The sequence below is a fragment of the Sinorhizobium sp. 22678 genome (assembly GCF_052044265.1).
GTDB lineage: Bacteria > Pseudomonadota > Alphaproteobacteria > Rhizobiales > Rhizobiaceae > Sinorhizobium > Sinorhizobium meliloti_A.
In genome coordinates this window covers 108,774-128,714 of sequence record NZ_JBQEMS010000007.1, presented here as the reverse complement: position 1 = coordinate 128,714, position 19,941 = coordinate 108,774, and the positions used below count along the sequence as shown (strand labels likewise).

18 protein-coding genes are annotated in these 19,941 nt (G+C 58.7%); 7 read left to right on the top strand and 11 right to left on the bottom strand.

Translation table 11 applies throughout. From position 1 onward, the window contains the following. Nucleotides 1-16: 16 nt before the first annotated feature. Nucleotides 17-1,069: an AI-2E family transporter gene (locus tag ACTJKL_RS12860; protein ID WP_102762067.1), complete on the top strand. Its 1,053-nt coding sequence runs from the start codon at nt 17-19 to the stop codon at nt 1,067-1,069. Between the two features lie 70 nt (nt 1,070-1,139). On the opposite strand, the gene ACTJKL_RS12855 is transcribed toward ACTJKL_RS12860, so the two are convergent. From ACTJKL_RS12855 to ACTJKL_RS12820, 8 genes are all read right to left on the bottom strand, one after another. Next, entirely contained in the window at nt 1,140-1,778 is a 639-nt protein-coding gene (locus ACTJKL_RS12855) for an HdeD family acid-resistance protein (protein ID WP_440853029.1), read from the bottom strand. 155 nt (nt 1,779-1,933) lie between these two features. Then, complete coding sequence (locus tag ACTJKL_RS12850; protein ID WP_100673576.1) at nt 1,934-2,131, bottom strand: hypothetical protein; 198 nt, start codon at nt 2,129-2,131, stop codon at nt 1,934-1,936. 54 nt (nt 2,132-2,185) lie between these two features. Continuing rightward, nucleotides 2,186-2,680, bottom strand: a complete 495-nt coding sequence (locus tag ACTJKL_RS12845) for a DUF1269 domain-containing protein (RefSeq protein WP_275598172.1) — start codon at nt 2,678-2,680, stop codon at nt 2,186-2,188. Nucleotides 2,681-2,815: 135 nt separating this feature from the next. Then, nucleotides 2,816-3,106, bottom strand: a complete 291-nt coding sequence (locus ACTJKL_RS12840; protein WP_102762072.1) for a YMGG-like glycine zipper-containing protein — start codon at nt 3,104-3,106, stop codon at nt 2,816-2,818. 113 nt (nt 3,107-3,219) lie between these two features. Further along, the gene (locus ACTJKL_RS12835) at nt 3,220-4,479 is read right to left on the bottom strand and encodes an arginine deiminase (protein WP_275598173.1); all 1,260 of its coding nucleotides are present in this window, start codon (nt 4,477-4,479) and stop codon (nt 3,220-3,222) included. 14 nt (nt 4,480-4,493) lie between these two features. Then, nucleotides 4,494-5,915, bottom strand: coding sequence for a basic amino acid/polyamine antiporter (locus ACTJKL_RS12830; protein WP_411933999.1), 1,422 nt, complete (start codon nt 5,913-5,915; stop codon nt 4,494-4,496). 324 nt (nt 5,916-6,239) lie between these two features. Next, nucleotides 6,240-7,667: a basic amino acid/polyamine antiporter gene (locus tag ACTJKL_RS12825; RefSeq protein WP_275598175.1), complete on the bottom strand. Its 1,428-nt coding sequence runs from the start codon at nt 7,665-7,667 to the stop codon at nt 6,240-6,242. Between the two features lie 204 nt (nt 7,668-7,871). Beyond that, entirely contained in the window at nt 7,872-8,708 is an 837-nt protein-coding gene (locus ACTJKL_RS12820; RefSeq protein WP_275598176.1) for an alpha/beta hydrolase, read from the bottom strand. A 212-nt stretch (nt 8,709-8,920) separates the two neighbouring features. Between ACTJKL_RS12820 and ppk2 the strand changes: the two genes are divergently transcribed. Next, nucleotides 8,921-9,841, top strand: a complete 921-nt coding sequence (ppk2, locus tag ACTJKL_RS12815; protein WP_018096460.1) for a polyphosphate kinase 2 — start codon at nt 8,921-8,923, stop codon at nt 9,839-9,841. Nucleotides 9,842-9,918: 77 nt separating this feature from the next. Here ppk2 and ACTJKL_RS12810 read toward each other — a convergent pair whose 3' ends face one another. Then, nucleotides 9,919-10,998, bottom strand: coding sequence for a mechanosensitive ion channel family protein (locus tag ACTJKL_RS12810; RefSeq protein ID WP_275600238.1), 1,080 nt, complete (start codon nt 10,996-10,998; stop codon nt 9,919-9,921). Nucleotides 10,999-11,260: 262 nt separating this feature from the next. Between ACTJKL_RS12810 and ACTJKL_RS12805 the strand changes: the two genes are divergently transcribed. Then, nucleotides 11,261-11,587: a GYD domain-containing protein gene (locus ACTJKL_RS12805; protein ID WP_275598178.1), complete on the top strand. Its 327-nt coding sequence runs from the start codon at nt 11,261-11,263 to the stop codon at nt 11,585-11,587. 134 nt (nt 11,588-11,721) lie between these two features. Continuing rightward, a complete protein-coding gene (locus tag ACTJKL_RS12800; RefSeq protein WP_102762079.1) occupies nt 11,722-12,441 on the top strand; it encodes a fimbrial biogenesis chaperone in 720 nt (239 codons plus the stop codon). Nucleotides 12,442-12,502: 61 nt separating this feature from the next. Here the strand turns inward: ACTJKL_RS12800 and ACTJKL_RS12795 are convergent, their stop codons facing one another. Continuing rightward, nucleotides 12,503-13,417 (bottom strand): LysR substrate-binding domain-containing protein, encoded by a 915-nt coding sequence (locus ACTJKL_RS12795; RefSeq protein ID WP_275598179.1) that lies wholly within the window; start codon nt 13,415-13,417, stop codon nt 12,503-12,505. Nucleotides 13,418-13,534: 117 nt separating this feature from the next. Here ACTJKL_RS12795 and ACTJKL_RS12790 point away from each other — a divergent pair, with 117 nt between their 5' ends. Next, nucleotides 13,535-14,407 carry a PhzF family protein gene (locus tag ACTJKL_RS12790; protein WP_275598180.1) on the top strand — a complete coding sequence of 291 codons (873 nt, stop codon included), beginning with the start codon at nt 13,535-13,537 and terminating at the stop codon, nt 14,405-14,407. A gap of 116 nt (nt 14,408-14,523) precedes the next feature. On the opposite strand, the gene ACTJKL_RS12785 is transcribed toward ACTJKL_RS12790, so the two are convergent. Next, nucleotides 14,524-14,727: a cold-shock protein gene (locus ACTJKL_RS12785; RefSeq protein ID WP_018096455.1), complete on the bottom strand. Its 204-nt coding sequence runs from the start codon at nt 14,725-14,727 to the stop codon at nt 14,524-14,526. A 486-nt stretch (nt 14,728-15,213) separates the two neighbouring features. Between ACTJKL_RS12785 and ACTJKL_RS12780 the strand changes: the two genes are divergently transcribed. Together ACTJKL_RS12780 and ACTJKL_RS12775 are read left to right on the top strand one after the other, a co-directional pair. Beyond that, nucleotides 15,214-17,580, top strand: a complete 2,367-nt coding sequence (locus ACTJKL_RS12780; protein ID WP_440853028.1) for a hypothetical protein — start codon at nt 15,214-15,216, stop codon at nt 17,578-17,580. Nucleotides 17,581-17,619: 39 nt separating this feature from the next. After that, a complete protein-coding gene (locus ACTJKL_RS12775) occupies nt 17,620-19,860 on the top strand; it encodes a hypothetical protein (RefSeq protein ID WP_440853027.1) in 2,241 nt (746 codons plus the stop codon). The last annotated feature ends 81 nt before the right edge of the window (nt 19,861-19,941 follow it).

The following is a 19,941-nucleotide window of genomic DNA, read 5'->3' as shown; positions in this document are numbered from 1 at the left end:
TCTGAGAGGTAGGTGCATGCCCGCCGCAAGAATGAAGATAATTTACACTACCCAAATTCTGATAGCGACTCTGCTCCTCCTCGCAATGCTCTCGATGGCAAGTTCGATATTTGCCCCAGTAGCTTTTGCGCTATTTATCATCGCGCTTGTGTGGCCGACGCAGTGCCGCTTGCAGGCTATGCTCCCTCGCCACTTGGCGCTCATCATCAGCTTCCTCTTGGTCGTGCTCGCCATCGTCGCGTTCGGCTGGCTCATAGCCTGGGCATTCGGGCATGTCGGCCGGTGGTTCATCGCGGATGCAGCGCGTTTTCAGCAGCTCTACGATCAGGTTCGCCTGTGGCTCGAGGAACACGGCGTAGCGGTTGGCATGCTCTGGTCAGAGAACTTCAGCGTTGGCTGGATCGTGCGTACTGTACAGGCCGTAAGCGGCCGGCTTAACAGCACCTTGAGTTTCTGGCTGATCGCGCTCGTCTATGTCCTGCTCGGGCTGATGGAGGTGGAGGCTTTCGGGCGCAGGCTCGAGGCCATGCGAAACCGGACGGGCAGTACATGGTTTCTTCGTGGCAGCCAACAAACCGCTATGAAGATTCGCCGCTACATGATGATCAGGACCGTGATGAGTGTCGTCACCGGGCTTCTGGTTTGGATTTTCACCCGCGCTGTCGGGCTGTCTCTCGCCGAGGAATGGGGCTTTATCGCGTTCGCTCTCAACTACATCCCCTTTCTTGGGCCGCTTGTGTCCACCCTGTTCCCGACGCTCTTTGCTCTTATCCAGTTCGGGACTGTGGAGACCGTCTTGATTGTCTTTACGGGCTTGAACCTCATTCAGTTCGTTGTGGGCAGTTATATCGAGCCACGAGCCTCAGGCAGCGCGCTGTCAATGTCCCCTGTCATGGTCCTGTTTTCCGTTTTCTTGTGGGGTTACTTATGGGGGATCTTCGGCGCCTTCATCGGCGTGCCGATAACGATCGCGTTGCTGACCTTCTGCAACCAGCATCCGTCCAGCAAGTGGCTTTCAGAATTGTTCGGTCTGGAGATCGCAACCGACGCTTCGACGCCCAGCGGATAATGCGGTCGTCATCGTCGAGCCATGCTATGTGGGTCAAGCGATTACGATCGCGCCGATACCGTCCCGGCAGTCAGGTGGGTGGCGATGCCTGATTGTTTCCAGTTTTGTCCGGCCGGGGGAAAAATGCAAATCTCAGCCAAGCCACGCCATGCGCCAGAAAATCGATCCCCAGCAAGAGTGCAAGGAGCCAAAGGCCCGTCTTCGGGAACTCGGCCAGGACGACAAGTCCCGCGCCGGCCCCGAACGCTCCCGACAGCATCATCGGCCATCCTGCCTCACGCCAGTGGCTAATGCTGAGCAAGATCCTGACGGCGCCCGAGAGGAAGAACAGCAGGCCGACCGTGTAGGTTTGCAGCAAGTCTTGTGTGCGCCCTGAGCGGGCCACCATGTTCGTGAGGACTTCCATCACGCCCGAGCCGGCGACGTCGGTTAGCATCAAGCCCAGGGCGATATATAAAAATCCGAGCAGCGTTTGCCATGACAGGCCACCCCATCGTCTCGCCCAGAAGGCATATACGATTTCGAACACGCCAACCAAGATGGCGGCGGTTCCGACGAAGGCCGGAGTGACGACTGGTGCAAACGCCACATCCCCCAGGACGACCAGTCCCGCCAGAAGCATGACGCCGCCAAGGACCACCCGAACAGAAGGCGGGGGGCCGCTCGGGTCGCCACCTGCATTGACCGGCATGGGGTCGTAAGATGCCATGGCTTCCTCGTGACTCCGGCTGCTCGTTGCAAACACTATGCTCCGAGAAGCGGTGCGATCGTCGGCAAATCTTCAAAGGCGTCGGCGCATCGATCCGCGGGCGGATTGACCGTCTGTACGGACCTTGCGCCTGCAGTGCCGGGCGGCAGATCGCACTATCGCCGTTCATTTCGGCGAAGGACGTGGCCCGCGATGAAAGCTATACCGATGAGCAGAAGGACTACTCCTGCCAATCCGATTCCGAACGAGCCATATCGGTAGCCGGACGCCGCGAGGAGGAAACCAATAATGATACTCGCGAAGCCGATTAGCTTCATTTTCATCAGGTTGAAGTTTTCGCCGTATCCTGCCATGTGAGTATCCAATTTCTGCGCGTCCGGTTCAGTCGTCACCAGCGCGAACGGCGTCTAAGCGGCGCTCGCTTTCTGCAAGGCGTCCCGCAGCAGTTGCTCCTTGCTTTCATCCAGTGAGGTTTTCAGGATGGTGCCGCCAAATGGCGATATGTCCTTCAGAACCTTGTCCTCAGTCATCTCCTTCACCAGCACGAACAGCGCCGCATTGCCGGGCTGAAGGCCTCTGGCAAGTTCCTTCATGAAATCGTCGTTGATGCCCACATCGCTCAGCGCGCCCCCGATTGCTCCGGAGGCCGCACCTACGGCCACCCCGATCAGCGGGTTGAGGAACAGCACACCGACGAGCAGTCCCCAGAAGCTTCCTGAAGCGGCACCAGCCGCAGTGAGGTTCATCAGTTGATTCAACTTGACCTTGCCTGCGTCAGTCTTTGTCGCGATCACGGCGTCGCCCAATGTGAGCAAGTATTCTTTCTGCAGTCCAATCAGGCGCTGTCGGACTTCTTCGGCTTTGTCTTCACTGGGATAAATAATGGCAATCAGGCTGGACATGACTAACTCCCATTTACGTTAGTTGCGAAGCTTAGCGGCAACCTGGCGCGCACCCTGAATGCCCAATGGTGCCGGTCGCGCAGGCGTTCACGGCCTTCCGGGAATAAGGTTGCAGGGCGCGCCAGGCGGCAGGTTTCATCGGCACCTTGCGATGATGATTGTCCCGTCGGGCTGTCTGTATCTGCAGTTGCCACGGTTGTAGGACGGAGTCGTTGCAGTTCCGACCGCGGCCCCAACCAGAGCTCCGCCAGCCGCACCGGCGACGGTGCTCGTTGTGTTCCCTCCAATCAACTGGCCAGCCACCGCGCCTGTTCCGGCGCCTATCAGAGCTCCGCCCAGGCCGCGTTGGTTCTGTTCGGTGGCGCACCCACCGGCAAGCGCGGCCACAACCGCAAGCGTGAGAGGGAGTATCGTCCTTCGGGTCATGGCATTTCTCCTTGTGCGAGAGCGCCAATCTCTGGAAAATTATCGGGCTGAGAGATCAGACGATTCTCAGGGCAGGGCTAGAGGCGCTCCGGGCCAGCGACCGCCGATCTTGGTCAGTAATCCACCGCATCACGGGTAATTGGGCAGGTCATGCAATGGCCACCGCCGCGTCCGCGACCGAGTTCGGCGCCCGTAATGGTGATCACTTCAATGCCGGCTCTGCGTAGAAGCGTATTGGTGTAGGTGTTGCGGTCGTAGGCCAGCACCACGCCGGGCGAGAGGCAGACGAGATTTGCGCCGCTGTCCCATTGCGTCCGTTCGCGCACATAGGCGTTCCCGCCGGTCTCGACCACGCGCATTTCCTTGAGACCCAGGGCGTCCCGCACCGTTTCGACAAACGAGCCACGATCCCTGTGGAGCTCGACGGAGCCCGGCTTCTCACCCGGTCTGTAGGAGAATGCCTCGATTTCGTTGACAATGTCGGGGTAGATAAGCACGCAGTCGCGGTCGGCGAAGGTGAAGACCGTGTCCAGGTGCATAGCCGCACGTAATTTTGGCATTGCGGCGACGATCACGCGCTGCGCGGCGCCTCTTCCGAACAGGGTTGCGGCGAGCTGGCTGATCGCCTGCCGCGACGTTCGCTCGCTCATGCCGATCAACACGTTACCTTTGCCGATCGGCATGACGTCGCCGCCCTCGAGTGTGGCGAGCCCCCAGTCCAGGGTCGGGTCGCCCCACCAGACATTGACCTTGCCGGCGAAATCCGGATGGAACTTATAGATCGCAGTGGCGAGAATAGTCTCTTCGTGACGCGCCGGCCAGTAGAGCGGGTTGAGGGTCACTCCGCCGTAAATCCAGCAGGTGGTATCACGCGTATAGAGCGTGTTGGGCAGCGGGGGAAGGAGATACTCTGCGACTCCAGCAGCGTCCCGGATCAAATCCAACATTTCGCCGCCAATAGCCTCGGGGAATTCATGGGTCGAAAGTCCGCCTATCAGGGTTTCCGCAAGCTCCCGGTCGGGCAGCCCTTCGAGGTAGCTGCGGATCTCGTCAACGAGCTCAAGCCCGACCTGGTTGGGCACGACCTGGTTATCGAGTATCCACTTCCTGGCTTCGGGAAGTGCCACGGTCTGGGCCAGCAGGTTGTGCATCTCGACAACGTCGACGCCGCGGTCTCGCATCTTGGTCATGAAGTCGAAATGATCGCGCCGGGCGTTGTCGACCCAGAGGACGTCGTCAAACAGGAGGGCGTCACAATTGCTCGGCGTTAGCCGTTGATGAGCACGCCCCGGCGCGCAGACCATGACCTTGCGTAACTGGCCGACCTCGGAATGCACGCCGAAAGTGTGCTGGGTCGAGCTTTCAGAAGACATGGCAAATCTCCTTTTCAGATCGTCAGGTAGCCGGTGGACAATCCGATGATCGCGGCGATGCAGCCGATGACTGCAGTCGCGAAAATCAGCCAGTCGATGGATGTGTTGAAAACGCGCTTGCCCCGCTCCCGTCTTGCCCAGAAATAGAGGATCGTGCCAGGGGCATACAGAAGAGCCGACAGCAGGACGAACTTGATGCCGCCCGCGACAATCATGAAAAATGTGTAGACGGCGGCGATGCTGGCGATGATCAGGTCGCGGGTGCGTTCACGCGGCCGGACCTCGTAAGTCTCGGCGCGTTGAGCCAGCATGAACCCGAAGGCAGCCACGAACATGTAGGGGATCAGCGACATTGCGCTCGTCAAGTTCAGCATCAGCGCGAACGCATCCCGCGACCAGTAGGTGCTGATGACGAACAGTTGGACGATGATGTTGGTAAGCCACAGCGCCGCTGCGGGCACCTTGTTTTGATTCTCGGTGCCGAAAAGACGGGGCATGTCGTCCGTGCGCGCGGCCACGTAGAGCACTTCCGCGCACACCAACGACCAGGCGAGATAGGCGCCAAGCACCGAGACGATCACCCCGATGCTGATGAAAACCGCACCCCAGGGGCCGACGACGGCAGCAAGCACTCCGGCCATCGAAGGCTGGCTCATGGCGGCGATCTCGGGGCGCGTCAGGGCCGCATAGGGCAGCAGCGTGACCAGCACCATCAGCGCGCTGACTCCGATGAAGCCCATGATCGTGGCCGTTCCGATATCGGAGCGCGTCTGAGCATAGCGCGAATAGTTGCTCGCCCCTTCGATGCCGATGAAGACGAAGACCGTCGCCAGCATTGTTGCCTGGATTTGTTGGAGGAGGGTTGCCTCCGGCATCCCCTCGCCACCCCAGAAGTTGAGCCGGAACAGGTCGAGCTTGAAGAAAAAGAACAGGATGATGATGAAGGCAATAATAGGAATGACCTTCGCGACGGTCACGACGGTGTTGACAAACGCCGCCTGCTGGATGCCTCTCAAGATCATGAAGTGAAAGAGCCAGATACCGATCGAAGCGACGAGAATTGCGACGACAGTATTGCCGTCACCGAAGACTGGGAAAAAATTGCCAAGCGTGGACTTGATCAGCACCCAGTACGACACGTTGCCGATGCAACTGCCGATCCAGTAGCCGAAGGCGGATAGAAAGCCGGGATAGTCGCCAAAACCTTCTTTGGCATAGGCGAAAACGCCGGCGTCAAGATCGGGCTTGCGTTCCGCCAGCGACTGGAAGACGCGCGCCAGCATGTACATGCCGCCCCCTGCAATGCACCAGGCGATGATTGCGCCGAACGGCCCTGTTGCGACGCCAAACGTTCGCGGGAGCGAGAAGATGCCTGCGCCGACCATGGAACCGACGACCATGCCAGTCAGAGCAAACAGGGAAAGCTTCTGCGCCATCGCATTACTCCCGGATTCGCCGATGAAAGAGGCGTCTGCGGAGGTGCGGACGCGCGAACAACTCTGGAGATCGTTTGCTTGACAGGTGAAATTACGGATATCGCATGCGGCGTGGAATTTTGAAGATGCTATCTACTTCTGGCGCCGCATTATAGCGTACTTGAATTAATCACAATGTTAACGTGTAATACTCAAAATTGCAAGAGCGAACCGATTTGCTGATGAAAGGCCTGACGCAAGGACGTGCGATCTACATTGCCGCGCGTGACCTTCATACGGGTAAGGGACACTTAACGCTTTGCATCATTTTATTTTTTTCTCAATCTATATAGTGATGCGGCCGGTCAGGAGACCGTAGATGCCGACTAGGCATCCGGCCACTACCGCTGTGAAAACGAGCCATTCCCGAGGGCCGAACACCGGCTTCTTCTGTTCTCGCCTTGCGTAGACGAACAGGACCGTTCCAAGCGCGTAGAGAATGGCGGAAAGCAGCAGGAACTTCAGGCCGCCGGCATAGATCATAAATGCCGTGTAGACGGTGGCGGCACCCGCGAAGATCAGATCGCGGAGCCGCTCTTTAGGTCTGATGTCATAGGTCTCGCCCCGCTTGGCGACAAGGAAGCCATAGGCTGCCACCAGCAGGTATGGAACCAGAACCATTGCGCTCGTCAGGTTTACCATCAATCGAAACGCATCTTCCGAAAACAGGGTGCTAATGAGGAAGAGCTGGATCACGCCATTGCTCAGCCAAAGAGCCGCCGCCGGAACCTTGTTGCTGTTCTCCCTGGCGAGTACGCTCGGCATGTCTCCGTTTTTGGCGGCGCAGAAGAGCACTTCGACGCAGATCAGCGACCATGCGAGATACGCTCCGAGCACGGAAACGATCAAACCGGCACTGACAAAGACGGAGCCCCATGGCCCGACGACGGATTCCAGAACGGAAGCCATCGATGGTTGGCGCATGCCCGCGATTTCGGGTCGTTCCAGGACTCCGTAGGGCAGCAGGGTTACCAGCACCATCAGCCCCAATACGACTACGAACCCCAGTGTCGTGGCCACGCCCACATCGGAACGCTCGCGCGCGTAGCGCGAATAGACGCTGGCGCCCTCTACGCCGATGAACACAAAAACGGTGACCAGCATGGTCGCACGAATCTGCTCGAAAAGGCTCGCCTCGGGCATGTCCGCGCCGCCCCAAAAATTGGTGCGAAAGAGGTCGGTCTCGAACGCACCGAGCAGGATGACTATGAAGATCAGAATGGGCACGATCTTTGCCACGGTGACGACGGTGTTGATGGCCGCGGCCTCTCTGATCCCTCGCAAGATCATGAAGTGGAAGCCCCACAGCGCGACAGAGGAGACAAGCACAGCCGCGATCGTGTTGCCGTCGCCGAAGAACGGGAAGAACGCGCCGAGGGTGGCCTTGATCAACACCCAGTACGACACATCGGCGATGCAGCCGACCAGCCAATAGCCGAGAGCCGAAAGGAAGCCGGCATAGTCGCCGAAGCCGGCGCTCGCATACGCGTAGACGCCTGCGTCGAGGTCCGACTTGCGTTCCGCGAGCACCCGGAACACGTGAGCCAGAGTGAAGATGCCCGCCCCTGCGATGCACCAGGCCACAATCGCTCCGAACGGACCAGTCGCACTGCCGAAGGTGCGCGGCAGTGAAAATATGCCCGCTCCCACCATGGAACCGACGACGAGCGCGGACAGCGAAGCGAGCGAAAGTTTCTGAGCAGTGCTGGTCATGCGGCCTCCGATTGCGTTACGGTTGCCTGATTAAAAGCACTTTCTGATGAGCTGCCCCTACGTGTTAGGGCCGAAACGTTGTACCTCCTGCTTCAAAACTTCAAGCTGTAAAATCCTAGGGGACCCGGCTGGAGATAGTTGTGATAATCTGCGTCTGTCGCCAGTACCCAATGATCCCGGGTGGTCTAGCGGATTAGCGGCTCGTCAGTTCCGGTCCCTTCGCGGCGGTGGATCGGCGTTGTCTCCTTTTTGCGCCTCCACAAAACGAATGATGTCGTCGACCATGCGGGCGTCCCACAGATCGTTATGGCCGGCGTCGTAGATGAGCATCTGCTTGGGCTCGGGAGCGATTTGATACAGAGCGTCGCCTGAAGACAATGGGATGATGGTGTCATGCCGGCCGTGGATAAACAGCTTCGGTTGCCTCACCTCTGCGATTTTCAGATCTGAGCGGAAGGGATCCTTGGTGAGGAGCGCAACCGGGAAGAATGGATAGTAGGTCTGGGCGAGCGAGAGGACCGACAGGTAGGCAGACACGAGGATGACCGCGACTGCCGGCCGTTGTCCAGCCGTATTGACCGCCACACCGCTTCCCAGCGACTGGCCCAGCACGACGATCTCGTTTCCGGAACGTACCGCAAGCCAGTCGAAGGCGGCAATGCCATCAATCAATAAGCCATGCTCGTTCGGCGTCCCAGATGATCCCGGATAGCCGCGATAGGAAAGCGCGAGCAGGCCGATGCCGCGTGCGGCAAGAGCCTGGGCGAAGAAGCCATAATTGCTGACCCGGTCGGCATTTCCGAGGAAGAACAACACCGACGGCTGGCCGGGCTCGCTCTGGCTATAGAGGCCATGAAGCGCTTCTCCATCGCTCGTTTGGATGTACACGTTCTGCCCCCAGCTCGCTCGCTCCGGCGCCGAAGTTGCGCTTGCACCGGGGTAAAGGAGCGCGCGCTGGGACAGATACGTCACGCCGACAAGCGAGATGTATGCGAAAGCCGCCAATAGCGGCAAGATCAGCAGGAGTTTAGTGGCATTCACAGTTCATGCCCGCTGCTCGTCCGCTCCATTGAGATCGTCGGGTTAGTATGCCCAAATGGGACCTGCCATCACAACGTTCTTGTGTCGCCGGTGAGTCTCGACCCTGCTTACGCCGGCGGCATGCGTCCTGGGGAATGTAAAATTTCCTTCACTCCGACATGGAATAAGCCATTCTTGCGATCAGCTGTTGGCGTGAACTGCGGAGGCGTGACATGAGTAAGTCAAAAGACGAGGTAGAACGCATCGATTGGCTCGAAGCGGAACTTGCTGACACAATCGACGAGGATTACGAGCTCGAGCTTTCAGAGCCGGCCTTATCCGAGGAAATACGCAAGATTTACCGTAAAGCGCACCCTCCGACGCTTCCCCGCATGGACTATTTCCGCGCGCTCCTGGCGTTGCAGGCGGAGCTAATCAGGCTGCAGGACTGGGTCGTCTACCACAAGGAGAAGGTCGTCGTAATCTTCGAGGGACGCGACGCGGCTGGAAAGGGCGGCGTCATCAAGCGCATCACCCAGCGACTCAATCCGCGCATCGTGAGAACGGTGGCACTGCCGGCGCCGTCCGATCGCGAGAAGACTCAATGGTATTTCCAGCGTTATGTGCCACATCTTCCGGCCGGCGGCGAAATCGTCCTCTTCGACCGCTCCTGGTACAACCGCTGCGGCGTCGAACGCGTCATGGGCTTTGCGACCGAGGAGGAGGTCGAGCAGTTCTTCGACGACGTGCCGGAATTCGAACGCATGCTGGTGCGCTCCGGCGTTCGGCTGGTCAAATATTGGTTCTCGATCACCGACGAGGAACAACAACTGCGCTTTCTGACGCGCATCCACGACCCGCTGAAACAGTGGAAGCTCTCGCCGATGGACCTGCAATCGCGCGTGCGTTGGGAAGCCTATACCAAGGCCAAGGAAGAGACCTTCGCCCGTACCAACATTCGCGAAGCGCCATGGCACATCGTCGAGGCCAACGACAAGAAGCGGGCGCGGCTCAACTGCATCGACCATCTCTTGAAGCAAATCCCTTATGAGGATGTGCCGCACGAGGATATCACCTTGCCGGAGCGCATTTTCAATCCCAACTACGAGCGGAAGGTCCTGCCTCCGGAGCTTTATGTTCCCGCGAAATACTGACATCTCGGATACAAAGGCGCGAAAACATCCGGCGAGTCGTCACGGCGGGGATGGTCGCAAACCCGGCGTGGGGAAATTCACCGCAAATTGCTCTTCGGAAACAGTACGCGATCGGGTTCTGCGTTCATTCGCGCCAGCATTTCCTTGATCAGGCGTGTTTTGGTGCGCCCCGCTTCCTTCGGCGGCACGAGATAACGCACGATGGCCTCGAGCCAGGTGTTTTCGCTGACGCGAAAATGAACCACGGGATGCTCCTTCACCTCGAGTTCGTCCACCGGCGTATTCGAGAGGATGTGCTTATAGATCTTCACCTTCTGGCTCATGATGTCGCCGACCTGCTCTTCCACGACCTCTCTCATGGTCAGCGCCACGAACTCCAGATCGCTTTCATAGGCGAGCTGGAACTTGATTTCGTTCCAGACGTAGGGAAACAGCGGCCAGGAATAGTTGAAGACCGGCGTCTCGAACACGGTGGAGTTCGGAAACTTGATGATGCGTCCGCTCGGATGATCGGTCCAGAGGTACTCGCCGCCGAATTCCCACAGCGTCGTATCGAGATAGCTGACATCAATGACATCGCCATGGGCATCGCCGATGCGAATTCGGTCGCCGACGCGATATGGCGCCCTGGCCAGGATATAAATCCACGCGATGAAACTGGAGATCGGCATTTGCAGCGCAAAGCCGAGAATGAGTGAAATCAGGCCGAGCGAAACGACCGCGGCGTACCAGTTTACGAATAAGACCGAAATCGCCACGAAGACGATGGCGACCACGACGACCAATCGAAAAATACGTTTCAGGTTGAAACGCGAGACACGGTTGGGAATTCGGCCAATGAGAAAGACTTCAATGAGGTTCGAAACGGTCAGCATAATAAAAATGAGAAGGCCGCCCTTGACGTAATTCATCACGCGGAGGCGTAAGGGCGCGTCAAACCAATCCAGGCGCCAATTGATCAGGACTTGGACGCCAAAAAGCAGCAAGGCAGCGGCCGCGAAGCCAACCGTCCACCAGACGTCTTCTTTGCGAAGGCTGAAGCGAAATTTTTCCTCGGGCCTTTTCGCCTTCTGTTGCATGGTTTTTGGATCAGCGGTCTGTTGCGCGACCCGTTCGAGCCGGGAAAGGTTCTCCTGTTCCTTGTCGCGTCGTTCCATGGGTTCACCCCGGTGTCGCCATCCCCGTCCACACAGTCTAAGGCAGCGAGCAACCCATTATATCATCGTTAAACGCCGAAGTGGGCACCATCCATGTTCAGCACACTGGCCGAGTCGATGGCTGCAGTCCGCAATGACACGCAAGCTGCCATCCAAGGCGGCAAGGTTGGAGCTATTCGCAGGCCGATCCCGAACGTTGGAAATGACTCGCGTTCTCCGGGGACCGGGCGTTAACTGAGTTATCGTGACAGAGGAGGCTGACATGGCCATGTATCTCACTCGCTTCAGCTACACGCCCGAGACGTGGGCGCGAATGATCGAAAACCCGGAAGATCGCCGTGAGGCGGCACGTTCGTATATCGAATCCGTCGGCGGAAAGCTCCATGGGTTCTGGTACGCCTTTGGCGAGCATGACGGTTGGAATCTGTGGGAGGCGCCCGATAACGTATCGATGGCGGCCGTCGCCCTTGCCATCGGCGCAGGAGGCGCGCTCAGCTCTATCGAAACCACTCTCCTCCTCAGCGTCGAGGATACGATGGAGGCCCTTGGAAAGGCAAAGTCGATTGGGTATCGTCCCCCTGGAGCCTAGGCGTGGTGCACTCTTCCCACCCATATTGAAGGTGAGTGGCGCTTCGTGACTTCTCCGTTCGCCGTCCAAGTTCTCGTTGAAGTGCCGCCAGTTCCACGGCGTTGATGCACGGAAGTGCCTGACAGGAGATCGCCATGTGCTCCATGCTGAAAAGCATCGGCCTAGCTGTTTTGCTTTTGTTGTACACACTGACTGCCAACGCTGCTTCGCTCGTCATTTCTCCGACCTCGGTCGAGCGTGTTGCACCGGATCGAGCGGCGGTTTTGCATCTTAGAAACCAGGTGAGCCGCCCGGTCGACATCGAGGTGCGGGTACTTCGTTGGAGTAAGGAAGGCGGAGTAGAGCAACTGAAGCCGACCAACGATGTCGTTGCAAGCCCGCCATCAGCACGGCTGCCGCCGCACGGCAACCGCATCGTCAGTGTGGTACGCGTCAGCAAGGAGCCGCTACGCTTGGAGGAGAGCTACCGGGTGTTGATCGACGAGTTGCCCGATCCAAAGGGGAGTAGGTCGGGTGCCGAAAGCGTGGCCGTGCAACACGTTCTGCCAGTCCTTTTCCGCACTCCGGAAGCTTCGGCGTCGGAGGTTGATTGGAGTCTGGCACGCTCCCGCGGCTGGCTCATGCTCGTGGTTGAAAATAATGGGGCCAGGAGGCTGAGGCTGTCTGATGTGAAGCTGATGCAGGGCGGGGAAGTCATCGCCCGACGTGACGGGTTTGTCGGATATGTGCTGCCGGGCCTGACGAGGCAATGGCGAGTCGGCACGGAGGACAGTTATTCGGGCGGCCTTGTGACACTTTCAGCGAAAAGCAACGGCAGCGCGATCGATGCACAGCTTGGCGTCAGCGGTCGCTAGGAACTTGATTCGAGCTTGTTCATCTCGATCCGCGGCAGCGGTCAAGGACGAGCCGCGAGGCTCACGGTAACCGGTCTGGGCTCAGGATGAGCGCGGAAAAGCAGTTCTGAAACCACGTCCGAAGTGCTGCGATGTCATTGCGCTGTTCCAGCCCCAGGGCGGAGGCAAAATGATAGGCGTCGCCGGCAAGTGTTTGCGAGAATGGGGCTTCCAGCAAACCAGCAGCAAGTGCATCGGCGACAAGGACTCGACTGGCGATGACCACGCCCTGGCCGGCAATGGCCGCCTGGACGGCCAGCATGCTATCGGGAAATCGGGGGCCGGCACTAGTATCGAGGTCGGCGATGCCGGTCTGTTCACACCAGCGATTCCAGTCGGGTTTCGACGTCGGGCGACTTCGCCCGTCGATGTGGATCAGCGTGACGCGCCGCAGGTCCTCAAGTTGCGACAGACCGAGTCCTGGGCTGCAAACCGGCGTCATCACATCGCTGCAAAGTTGCGTGCTGGCTGCGCCGGCGAATGGACCACGCCCGTAACGTATCGCGGTCTCGATGCCCCCGGCGCGCAAGTCCTCAATCGTGTTCGACGTGTGCAACCGCAGGTCGATCGTCGGAAGGGCTTGGCGCAGCGCATCCATTCGCGGCACCAGCCAGTGACTCAGAAATGCTGTCGTCGACGTCAGGGTGACTGTTGTCGGCGCCGATTCTGCCAGCAGTCGTGCGACGGCCCGTTCGATTTCGCCAAAACCGGAGGCCGTCGCCTCGTAAAGCGCCCTACCCGGCGGCGTCAGCGTCACGGCTCTGGGCGTCCGGTCCAGTACGCGCAGGCCCATATAAGCTTCGAGCTGTTTGACCTGATGGCTGATTGCCGTAGGCGTGACCAAAAGCTCTTCGGCTGCGGCCTTGAAGCTGGCGCGGCGCGCGGCGGCTTCAAAGGCGCGAAGTGCGGACAAGGGAGGCAGGCGCAAACGTTGCATGCTGAATCCAGTTCATCTTAGAGCTGAGGATTTCGATTTTTATCCTTCAATAAGAAAAAGCTACAGTGATGAAAGCTACGCTACACTAAATTTAGCTCATTCAAGTCGGGGTACAAAATGGTTGAATTGATCGCAGGTCTCATCGATGTATTTGCGGATGTGCCGCTGTCGGGCAATCCGCTGGCCGTGGTACAGGACGCCGACGACCTGACCGACGACCAGATGCGACGGATCGCGCGCGAATTCAATCAAGCCGAGACCACATTCCTCATGCGGAGCACACGGGCGGACTGGAAGTTGCGATCGTTCACTGCGAGCGGTGCAGAGGTGTTCGGTGCGGGTCACAATGCCCTTGGGGCCTGGCTCTGGCTCGGGGAGAATGGCGATCTTGGTTCGCTGACCGCGGCCCGAACCTTTCAGCAGGAGATCGGCAGAGATGTTCTGCCGATCGAGCTCGAGTCGGTCGGCGGTCGCATCCATGGCCGCATGCGCCAGATGCCTTTGAGCCTGTCGGACCCGCTCGATGACGTCGCACCTCTGGCTGACGCTCTCGGCCTAGATCCCAGAGACATTTTGCCCGACCCGCCTGCACGTCCGGCCGATACCGGAGCCACGCACCTTATGGTGCGCGTCCTGAATGCGGATACCGTAGACAGAGCGCGGCCGATGGCCGACAAATTGCTCGCCGTTCTCGAGAAGACGCCTGCGGAGGGCTGCTATATCTATGCACTCGACGCCGATGCGCCGGATACGGCTTACGCTCGGTTTTTCAACCCCTCCGTTGGTCTCTGGGAGGATGCTGCGACGGGAACCGCGGCTGGCCCCCTGGCGGCCTATCTTGCCGCCACGGGAAACCTTACGAACGACGAACTGGTCATCGAGCAGGGCACCAAAATGGGCCGCCGGAGCATTCTGCGTGTCCGGCTTGCTCCCGTGCCGGAACTCTCCGGCGCCGGGATCGTCGTGGTCAAAGGAGTGATCCGGCTTTAGAGCACTTCCAGGAAAAGTGTGCAGCGGTTTCCCGGACACGGCGAAGCGTCATCGACAGAGCGCCTCCGCGTTTCAATGAAACACGGAGGCGCTCTGAACCTGCCGGAAGTCTGCCGTCAAAGCACGGAGACGTTTTCCGCCTTCGACTTTCCGGTCTTGCGATCTTGACCGACCTCGTAGCTGACCTTGTCACCCTCTTTCAGCGAACCGCCGTGCTGCAAGGCAGACACGTGAACGAAGACGTCCGTTCCGCCATCCTCAGGCGTGATGAAGCCAAATCCCTTGTCGTCGTTGAAAAATTTAACAGTACCTGTAGGCATGATAGTCCCTCCTTGCTCGCGCACTTTTGGCTCGCGTGCCGAACCTACAGCGCGAATGCTTTCCGATCAACGTCAGCAGCCGTTCTGATCGTTTTCACATGTGACTACATCACGAAATGGAGAAAAATCCCGCGGAGGTAGACGTGATGGCCCTCCGAGCGTCGGCGAAGTTGCGCGTTACCGTTACTTTGCCGCTCAAGGGCCGGAGCGGTGCGCAAGGCTCGCACGGCTGGCTGCGCGTTGTTCCGTCGGAAACAGCGCCGATACGAGAAGCGATGCTAAGAAAAGGGAATGTCACCGACCAGGCGCCCGGGCAGAAACGCCAGTATGCGTTGGCGATCGGCCTTTGACATCCTGTCATAGTAGCCACGAACTATAGCTTGCGGGACACAACGCGATTGCGGGTGCAGTCCGGGTCTTGTCGGCTACTCGAAGTAGGCAATCAGCTCAGGTGCAGAACTCGCTTGAAAAAGGAGTGTTCGTGCGATGGCCAGCAGCGCTGACAACAGTTTGTTTCGCTTCACGCATCTTCGTGCCGCGAAAACTCGACTCCGACGCCCTCAGTCCGGCGAGTCGCCGACAACATCGGCGCCGACCATCCACACGCCTGCGCCGACCTCCGTACGGCCAAAGCCACCCATCGGCTTGCCGACGTTCGATCCGGTACGCGAGTCCAGAGATCTGGTGAGCGCCAAGCGCGAATTCGAAAAGCTCGATCCGCTCCGCGATCTCAACCTGTCGGTTGACCGCGGTCTGTTCACGTTGCAGGCCAGTGCCATCGATCGTCTGTCTCCGAGGACGAAGTCGACGCTGGAAAAGCTCGGTCTGTCTTCGGCGGGCACCCACATCGGCGAGCTTGTCGCCGCGATCGATGGCGCTCTGACGCCGCCTCAACCGACGGATCTGCCCGGGCATCCGCCTGCCCCGAGTCCCGGTCCTGCCGAACTGCGCGCGGTCGGTGTAGCCGATCTGCTGGTGGTGAAGCAGCAAATCAAACGCTACGAAGCCGGCGAAATCGCGCACATCGAAAACGTTCTCAACGGCGAATCCAAGCTCCGTACGCACCGCCAGCTCAACCGAACCGAAGAGATGATCAGCGCCCTCAAGGAACAGGAGCACGAAAAAGAGACGGAGCTGCAGACCACCGAGCGCTTCGAGCTCAATCGTGAAACCACGCGGACACAGAAGGCCGATCAGAAGGTCGGCTTCGGGCTCTCACTCTCCGGCAAGTACGGCCCGACGGTCGAGTTCGAAAGCAAGCTCGATGTCAGTAATCAGACCAGCGAGGAAAATGGCCTTAAGAATTCCGTCACCTATGCCAAAGACGTCGTCGAGCGCTCCAAGGAACGCATTGTCGAGCGCGTTCGCGAAGAACGGCGACTCACCATCCTGCGCGAGGTCGAAGAAGTCAACGAGCATCGCCTCACCAATGAGAGCGGCGAGCATAGTGCCGGCATCTATCAGTTCGTCGACAAGATCTATGAGTCGCAGGTGTTCAACTATGGCCTGCGCCAGATGTTCGACTTCATGATTCCAGAGCCTGCGTCGTACCTGTGGCACCTCGAGCAGATGCCGCAGCCAGATCCGGAGTTGCCGATTCCGCCGATCAGATTGGAGGTCGAAGCACCGGACGCGAGCCACATCGATGAGGGCAACTATCTGCGCCTTGGCGCCCGTTACGGCACAAGGGGACTCAAGGCGCCACCGCCGATTTTTCTCGTGAGGAGTGCGAGCGTCGCCCAAGGCATGGGCAACGACTCAGAGGAGGATCAGCCTCGCAGCCGCAATCAAATCGAGGTCCAGATTCCAAAGGGCTACCGGCCCGTCTGGGCGTTGACGACGGTAATGGGGGTCACGGACGAGGACCCTCACTTCTCGCTCAGTGTCGGCAACGAGCACGATTACTGGCGTCCGGCTGCACAAGGCGAGCGGATCGATGTTGAAGAAGGCGACCTTCGCTTCTATCGGCCCAACGCCAACCGGGTAACGCTGTTCCCGAGCGACGGCGGAATTTACGCCGACGACGACAAGCTATACATCCACATTTTCGCGCACGAGACCGCGAACTACAGCGTGCACACCAAAGTCACCTTCCAGCGCAAGTCTGAGGCGCTGCGCGAATGGGCCACGTCGACCTACGACATGATCGCCGAGGCGTACTCCAATGTCTTGCTTGGGTATCAGCAAGAAGTCGAGACACTGAAACAGAAGAATGAAGCGGAAAAGGGACTCGCATTCGAGTTCGGGAATCCCCCGTCCGTCAACGAACGAATTATCCGGACGGAGTTGAAGAAGCATTGCCTCGCGTTTATCCGCAACGAACACGCCGGCTTGTTGAGCACCGCGCACACCACTGGCGGCTCGGTATACCCTCCACTCTTCCACATCGAGGATGCCAAAGCCGACGGAGCGATGGTTCGCTTCTTTGAGCACGCCTTCGAGTGGGATCAGATCCAATACGTGTTCTACCCCTATTTCTGGGCACGACCGGGGGGATGGGCCGACCGATTCCGCGCACGGAACATGGATCCCGAGCTCGAGGAGTTCCTGAAGGCAGGCTATGCGCGCGTCGTCGTGCCGGTGCGAGTCGGGTTCGAAGCGGCTGTTTCCTATTTCATGCAAAAGGGCGACGTGTGGAACGATGAGGGCGAGCCGACGATCGATCATCCCCTCTACAAGCCGATTGTCGATGAAATCAAAGAGCGCACGGGAGGCAACCTCGGCGAAGTGCCGGTCGGCGCTCCATGGGAAACGCGGCTGCCGACGACTGCCGTCCTGGTGCGCAAGGGTCACACACTGCCCGAATGGGAACGCGTTTCGCCGACTGAGTGGAACTGGAAGCCCAAGGTCTAGAGTTCAAGGCAACGACTGCAGTGTGCGGAAGGCGCGATTATGGTGAAGGGCTCGAGCGCCATCACTTTCTACAGGGAGGTGGACGACGCGATTGCGAGAAATCCTCCGAACGTGGGCGATCTCGTCGTCCTTAAAAAGCTGTGCGAAGCCGTCGAGGCCGACGACAAGTCGGCTGTCGCGCGATTAACGCGGGAGCTCGTCAATCTGTCCGGTGTCGAGGATCCTCTACATGCGATCTCTTACGAGCTTTTTCACGCGGTAATGGCCCGCATCCTCCTGAGTGGATGGTTCGAAGAGTTCGATCTCCTCATCAATTGGCCCCAAACCCGGTTTGGCACTAAGAACGAGCGAGTCGCGGATAACTGGAACGGCATCGTCACGATCGTGAAGGAGCAGCCTCGATCAGTGGGGCTCTTGACTGAACAGAATCGCGAGAAGGAGTGGCAGCGAAGTTTGAACGGCCTCGACGGTGCGATGCGACACTTCGCCAAGGTAGACTTGCCCCCGGCCGCCAGGATGGGTGCGCCGCCAGAAGGCCCCACCCTCTACGAGAGGATTCTCCCTGAGCAACTGCTGGAGACGATAGAGCAGTTCTATCGCATCTTGCAGATACTTTTCCAGCAGATGCTCGAACTCGCAGTGGTGAAACTCGAGAGAGATAATAATGACGCGGCCGGGCTGCGCAAGTTGCAAGATCTTCAACTGTCGCTGTGGATTCTTCTCAGTCCAAAGGACATTCAGAACGACGTGAAAATCAAGACAGTGCTTGATGAGCAGAAGGTTCAGAACAACCGCCGCACCATGATTCTCAACAAGATGATACGCGTGGCCGAATTCCGCTATGGACGTAGCGGCGCAAGGCCCCACCGCTTCCTGGACGCGTTTCCACCGCACGACTCTCGCAGCGTGATCTTCAATTCACTGGACCGTGAAGATAGGGAGGAGCCGTACGTCCGAGGCGAAAGGATCGGCAGCATCCAGGTGTCGAGGGATCGTCAACTTGCTTACTTCCTGGTTACTTACGGACACACATGGGATCCGAACCAGCGTCTGACGCAGGCGCACTTGTTTCGCCGCGCGCTGATCAAAGGTCGACATGGCGGGAGGCTCAGGCTCGTGGAAAACGACGAGTTGATCGCGTTCTTGTATAGCTTCTTCGCAGAGACACTCGCTGAGTTCACGCGCCAAGCCCCGACGGCAGTGGACAAGAGCAAGGCAGGCGTCAATGCTTGGCGTGCGACCGTCGACATGGCCAGCGTGTATTTCGGGCAAGTAACGACTCACTCCAGACTAAATCTGACTGAAGGTCCGCCGAACTATCTGACACATACGTTCCCGCGGAACCTCATCGGCCGATTGCTTCAGGACTGCGGTGTTCATGCTGTGAGATCAGCTTACATTTTGTTGTCAGTCTTGAATCGGATCAACGGGGTACATGCGGAGCTTGCCGGTCCGATTCGTGCGCGTTGGGTGCGTCTGCCGCTTCACGTCGGAATGCTGATTCAAACCGGCAATTTCGGGGTGGTCGTACAACATAACGAGTACGCCTCGGTGACCGACAACGATGAATTGAGCAGCATCAGGACTGCGTGGGAGCGGCAGCCTCACGAGAGCGACCCCTCGGATCCCAACGATGCTACGCTCAAGTTCCACGAGGATCTCACGGCAAATGGTTTCAGCAGCGATCTCGATATGCCGATCAGCTCGATTCCGATCCTTGAGGCTGGAGAGCCTGTTACGACGCACACCATCTGGAACTCGTATCAAAAGAAGGTTGTACCGTCACAACTGTTCACGCGTCTGGTTGGTGCGAGCAACGCTCCGCAGTACCAGTTCGACGTTCGCTACTTACGGCTCTCAGAGCTGGAGCGTGAGTGGTACAACAGGCATGTGCTCCGGTTCTGGAACACGGAGTGCTTCGCCATTTGGGAGAGCTGGGCGAGCGTTCTGACCAGTACCAAGATCAGTGACAAAGAATATGAAAAGCACAAGCAGGCATATATGAAGGGGCTGAACGAAGCATTGGATAGAGTTGAAGACAGCTACGAGCAGCAGATTCGACCCAAGAAGGACGAACTGAGCGACGCCCTTCGCGCCGACAGCAGGCTCCTGCTGCCAAGAGTGCGCATCGTCTCGGCGGCGCGCCTGGAAACCGTTTTGCCGGCGGTCGAGAAAGTCGTGGATCATTTAAACGAGATCTCGCAGCCGGGTTTCAGGCTCAAGCCGGATTTCGCTCCGCCTTTCGCGAGGAAGGAGGAAGTGCTTTTAGAGGTGCCATAGGGCGGGTGCGCGGCACCCCGCCAACTCAGTTCGAGGTCAAATGCCTTGCCTGGCTTAATCATGCCGGCGGGGAGCCGATCC

What these genes read in the sequence shown, in the direction of transcription:
- ACTJKL_RS12860 (WP_102762067.1), top strand. Translation starts at nt 17, where the DNA reads ATGCCCGCCGCAAGAATGAAGATAATTTACACTACCCAAATTCTGATA.
- ACTJKL_RS12855 (WP_440853029.1), bottom strand. Translation starts at nt 1,778, where the DNA reads ATGGCATCTTACGACCCCATGCCGGTCAATGCAGGTGGCGACCCGAGC.
- ACTJKL_RS12850 (WP_100673576.1), bottom strand. Translation starts at nt 2,131, where the DNA reads ATGGCAGGATACGGCGAAAACTTCAACCTGATGAAAATGAAGCTAATC.
- ACTJKL_RS12845 (WP_275598172.1), bottom strand. Translation starts at nt 2,680, where the DNA reads ATGTCCAGCCTGATTGCCATTATTTATCCCAGTGAAGACAAAGCCGAA.
- ACTJKL_RS12840 (WP_102762072.1), bottom strand. Translation starts at nt 3,106, where the DNA reads ATGACCCGAAGGACGATACTCCCTCTCACGCTTGCGGTTGTGGCCGCG.
- ACTJKL_RS12835 (WP_275598173.1), bottom strand. Translation starts at nt 4,479, where the DNA reads ATGTCTTCTGAAAGCTCGACCCAGCACACTTTCGGCGTGCATTCCGAG.
- ACTJKL_RS12830 (WP_411933999.1), bottom strand. Translation starts at nt 5,915, where the DNA reads ATGGCGCAGAAGCTTTCCCTGTTTGCTCTGACTGGCATGGTCGTCGGT.
- ACTJKL_RS12825 (WP_275598175.1), bottom strand. Translation starts at nt 7,667, where the DNA reads ATGACCAGCACTGCTCAGAAACTTTCGCTCGCTTCGCTGTCCGCGCTC.
- ppk2 (WP_018096460.1), top strand. Translation starts at nt 8,921, where the DNA reads ATGAGTAAGTCAAAAGACGAGGTAGAACGCATCGATTGGCTCGAAGCG.
- ACTJKL_RS12810 (WP_275600238.1), bottom strand. Translation starts at nt 10,998, where the DNA reads ATGGAACGACGCGACAAGGAACAGGAGAACCTTTCCCGGCTCGAACGG.
- ACTJKL_RS12805 (WP_275598178.1), top strand. Translation starts at nt 11,261, where the DNA reads ATGGCCATGTATCTCACTCGCTTCAGCTACACGCCCGAGACGTGGGCG.
- ACTJKL_RS12800 (WP_102762079.1), top strand. Translation starts at nt 11,722, where the DNA reads ATGTGCTCCATGCTGAAAAGCATCGGCCTAGCTGTTTTGCTTTTGTTG.
- ACTJKL_RS12795 (WP_275598179.1), bottom strand. Translation starts at nt 13,417, where the DNA reads ATGCAACGTTTGCGCCTGCCTCCCTTGTCCGCACTTCGCGCCTTTGAA.
- ACTJKL_RS12790 (WP_275598180.1), top strand. Translation starts at nt 13,535, where the DNA reads ATGGTTGAATTGATCGCAGGTCTCATCGATGTATTTGCGGATGTGCCG.
- ACTJKL_RS12785 (WP_018096455.1), bottom strand. Translation starts at nt 14,727, where the DNA reads ATGCCTACAGGTACTGTTAAATTTTTCAACGACGACAAGGGATTTGGC.
- ACTJKL_RS12780 (WP_440853028.1), top strand. Translation starts at nt 15,214, where the DNA reads ATGGCCAGCAGCGCTGACAACAGTTTGTTTCGCTTCACGCATCTTCGT.
- ACTJKL_RS12775 (WP_440853027.1), top strand. Translation starts at nt 17,620, where the DNA reads ATGGTGAAGGGCTCGAGCGCCATCACTTTCTACAGGGAGGTGGACGAC.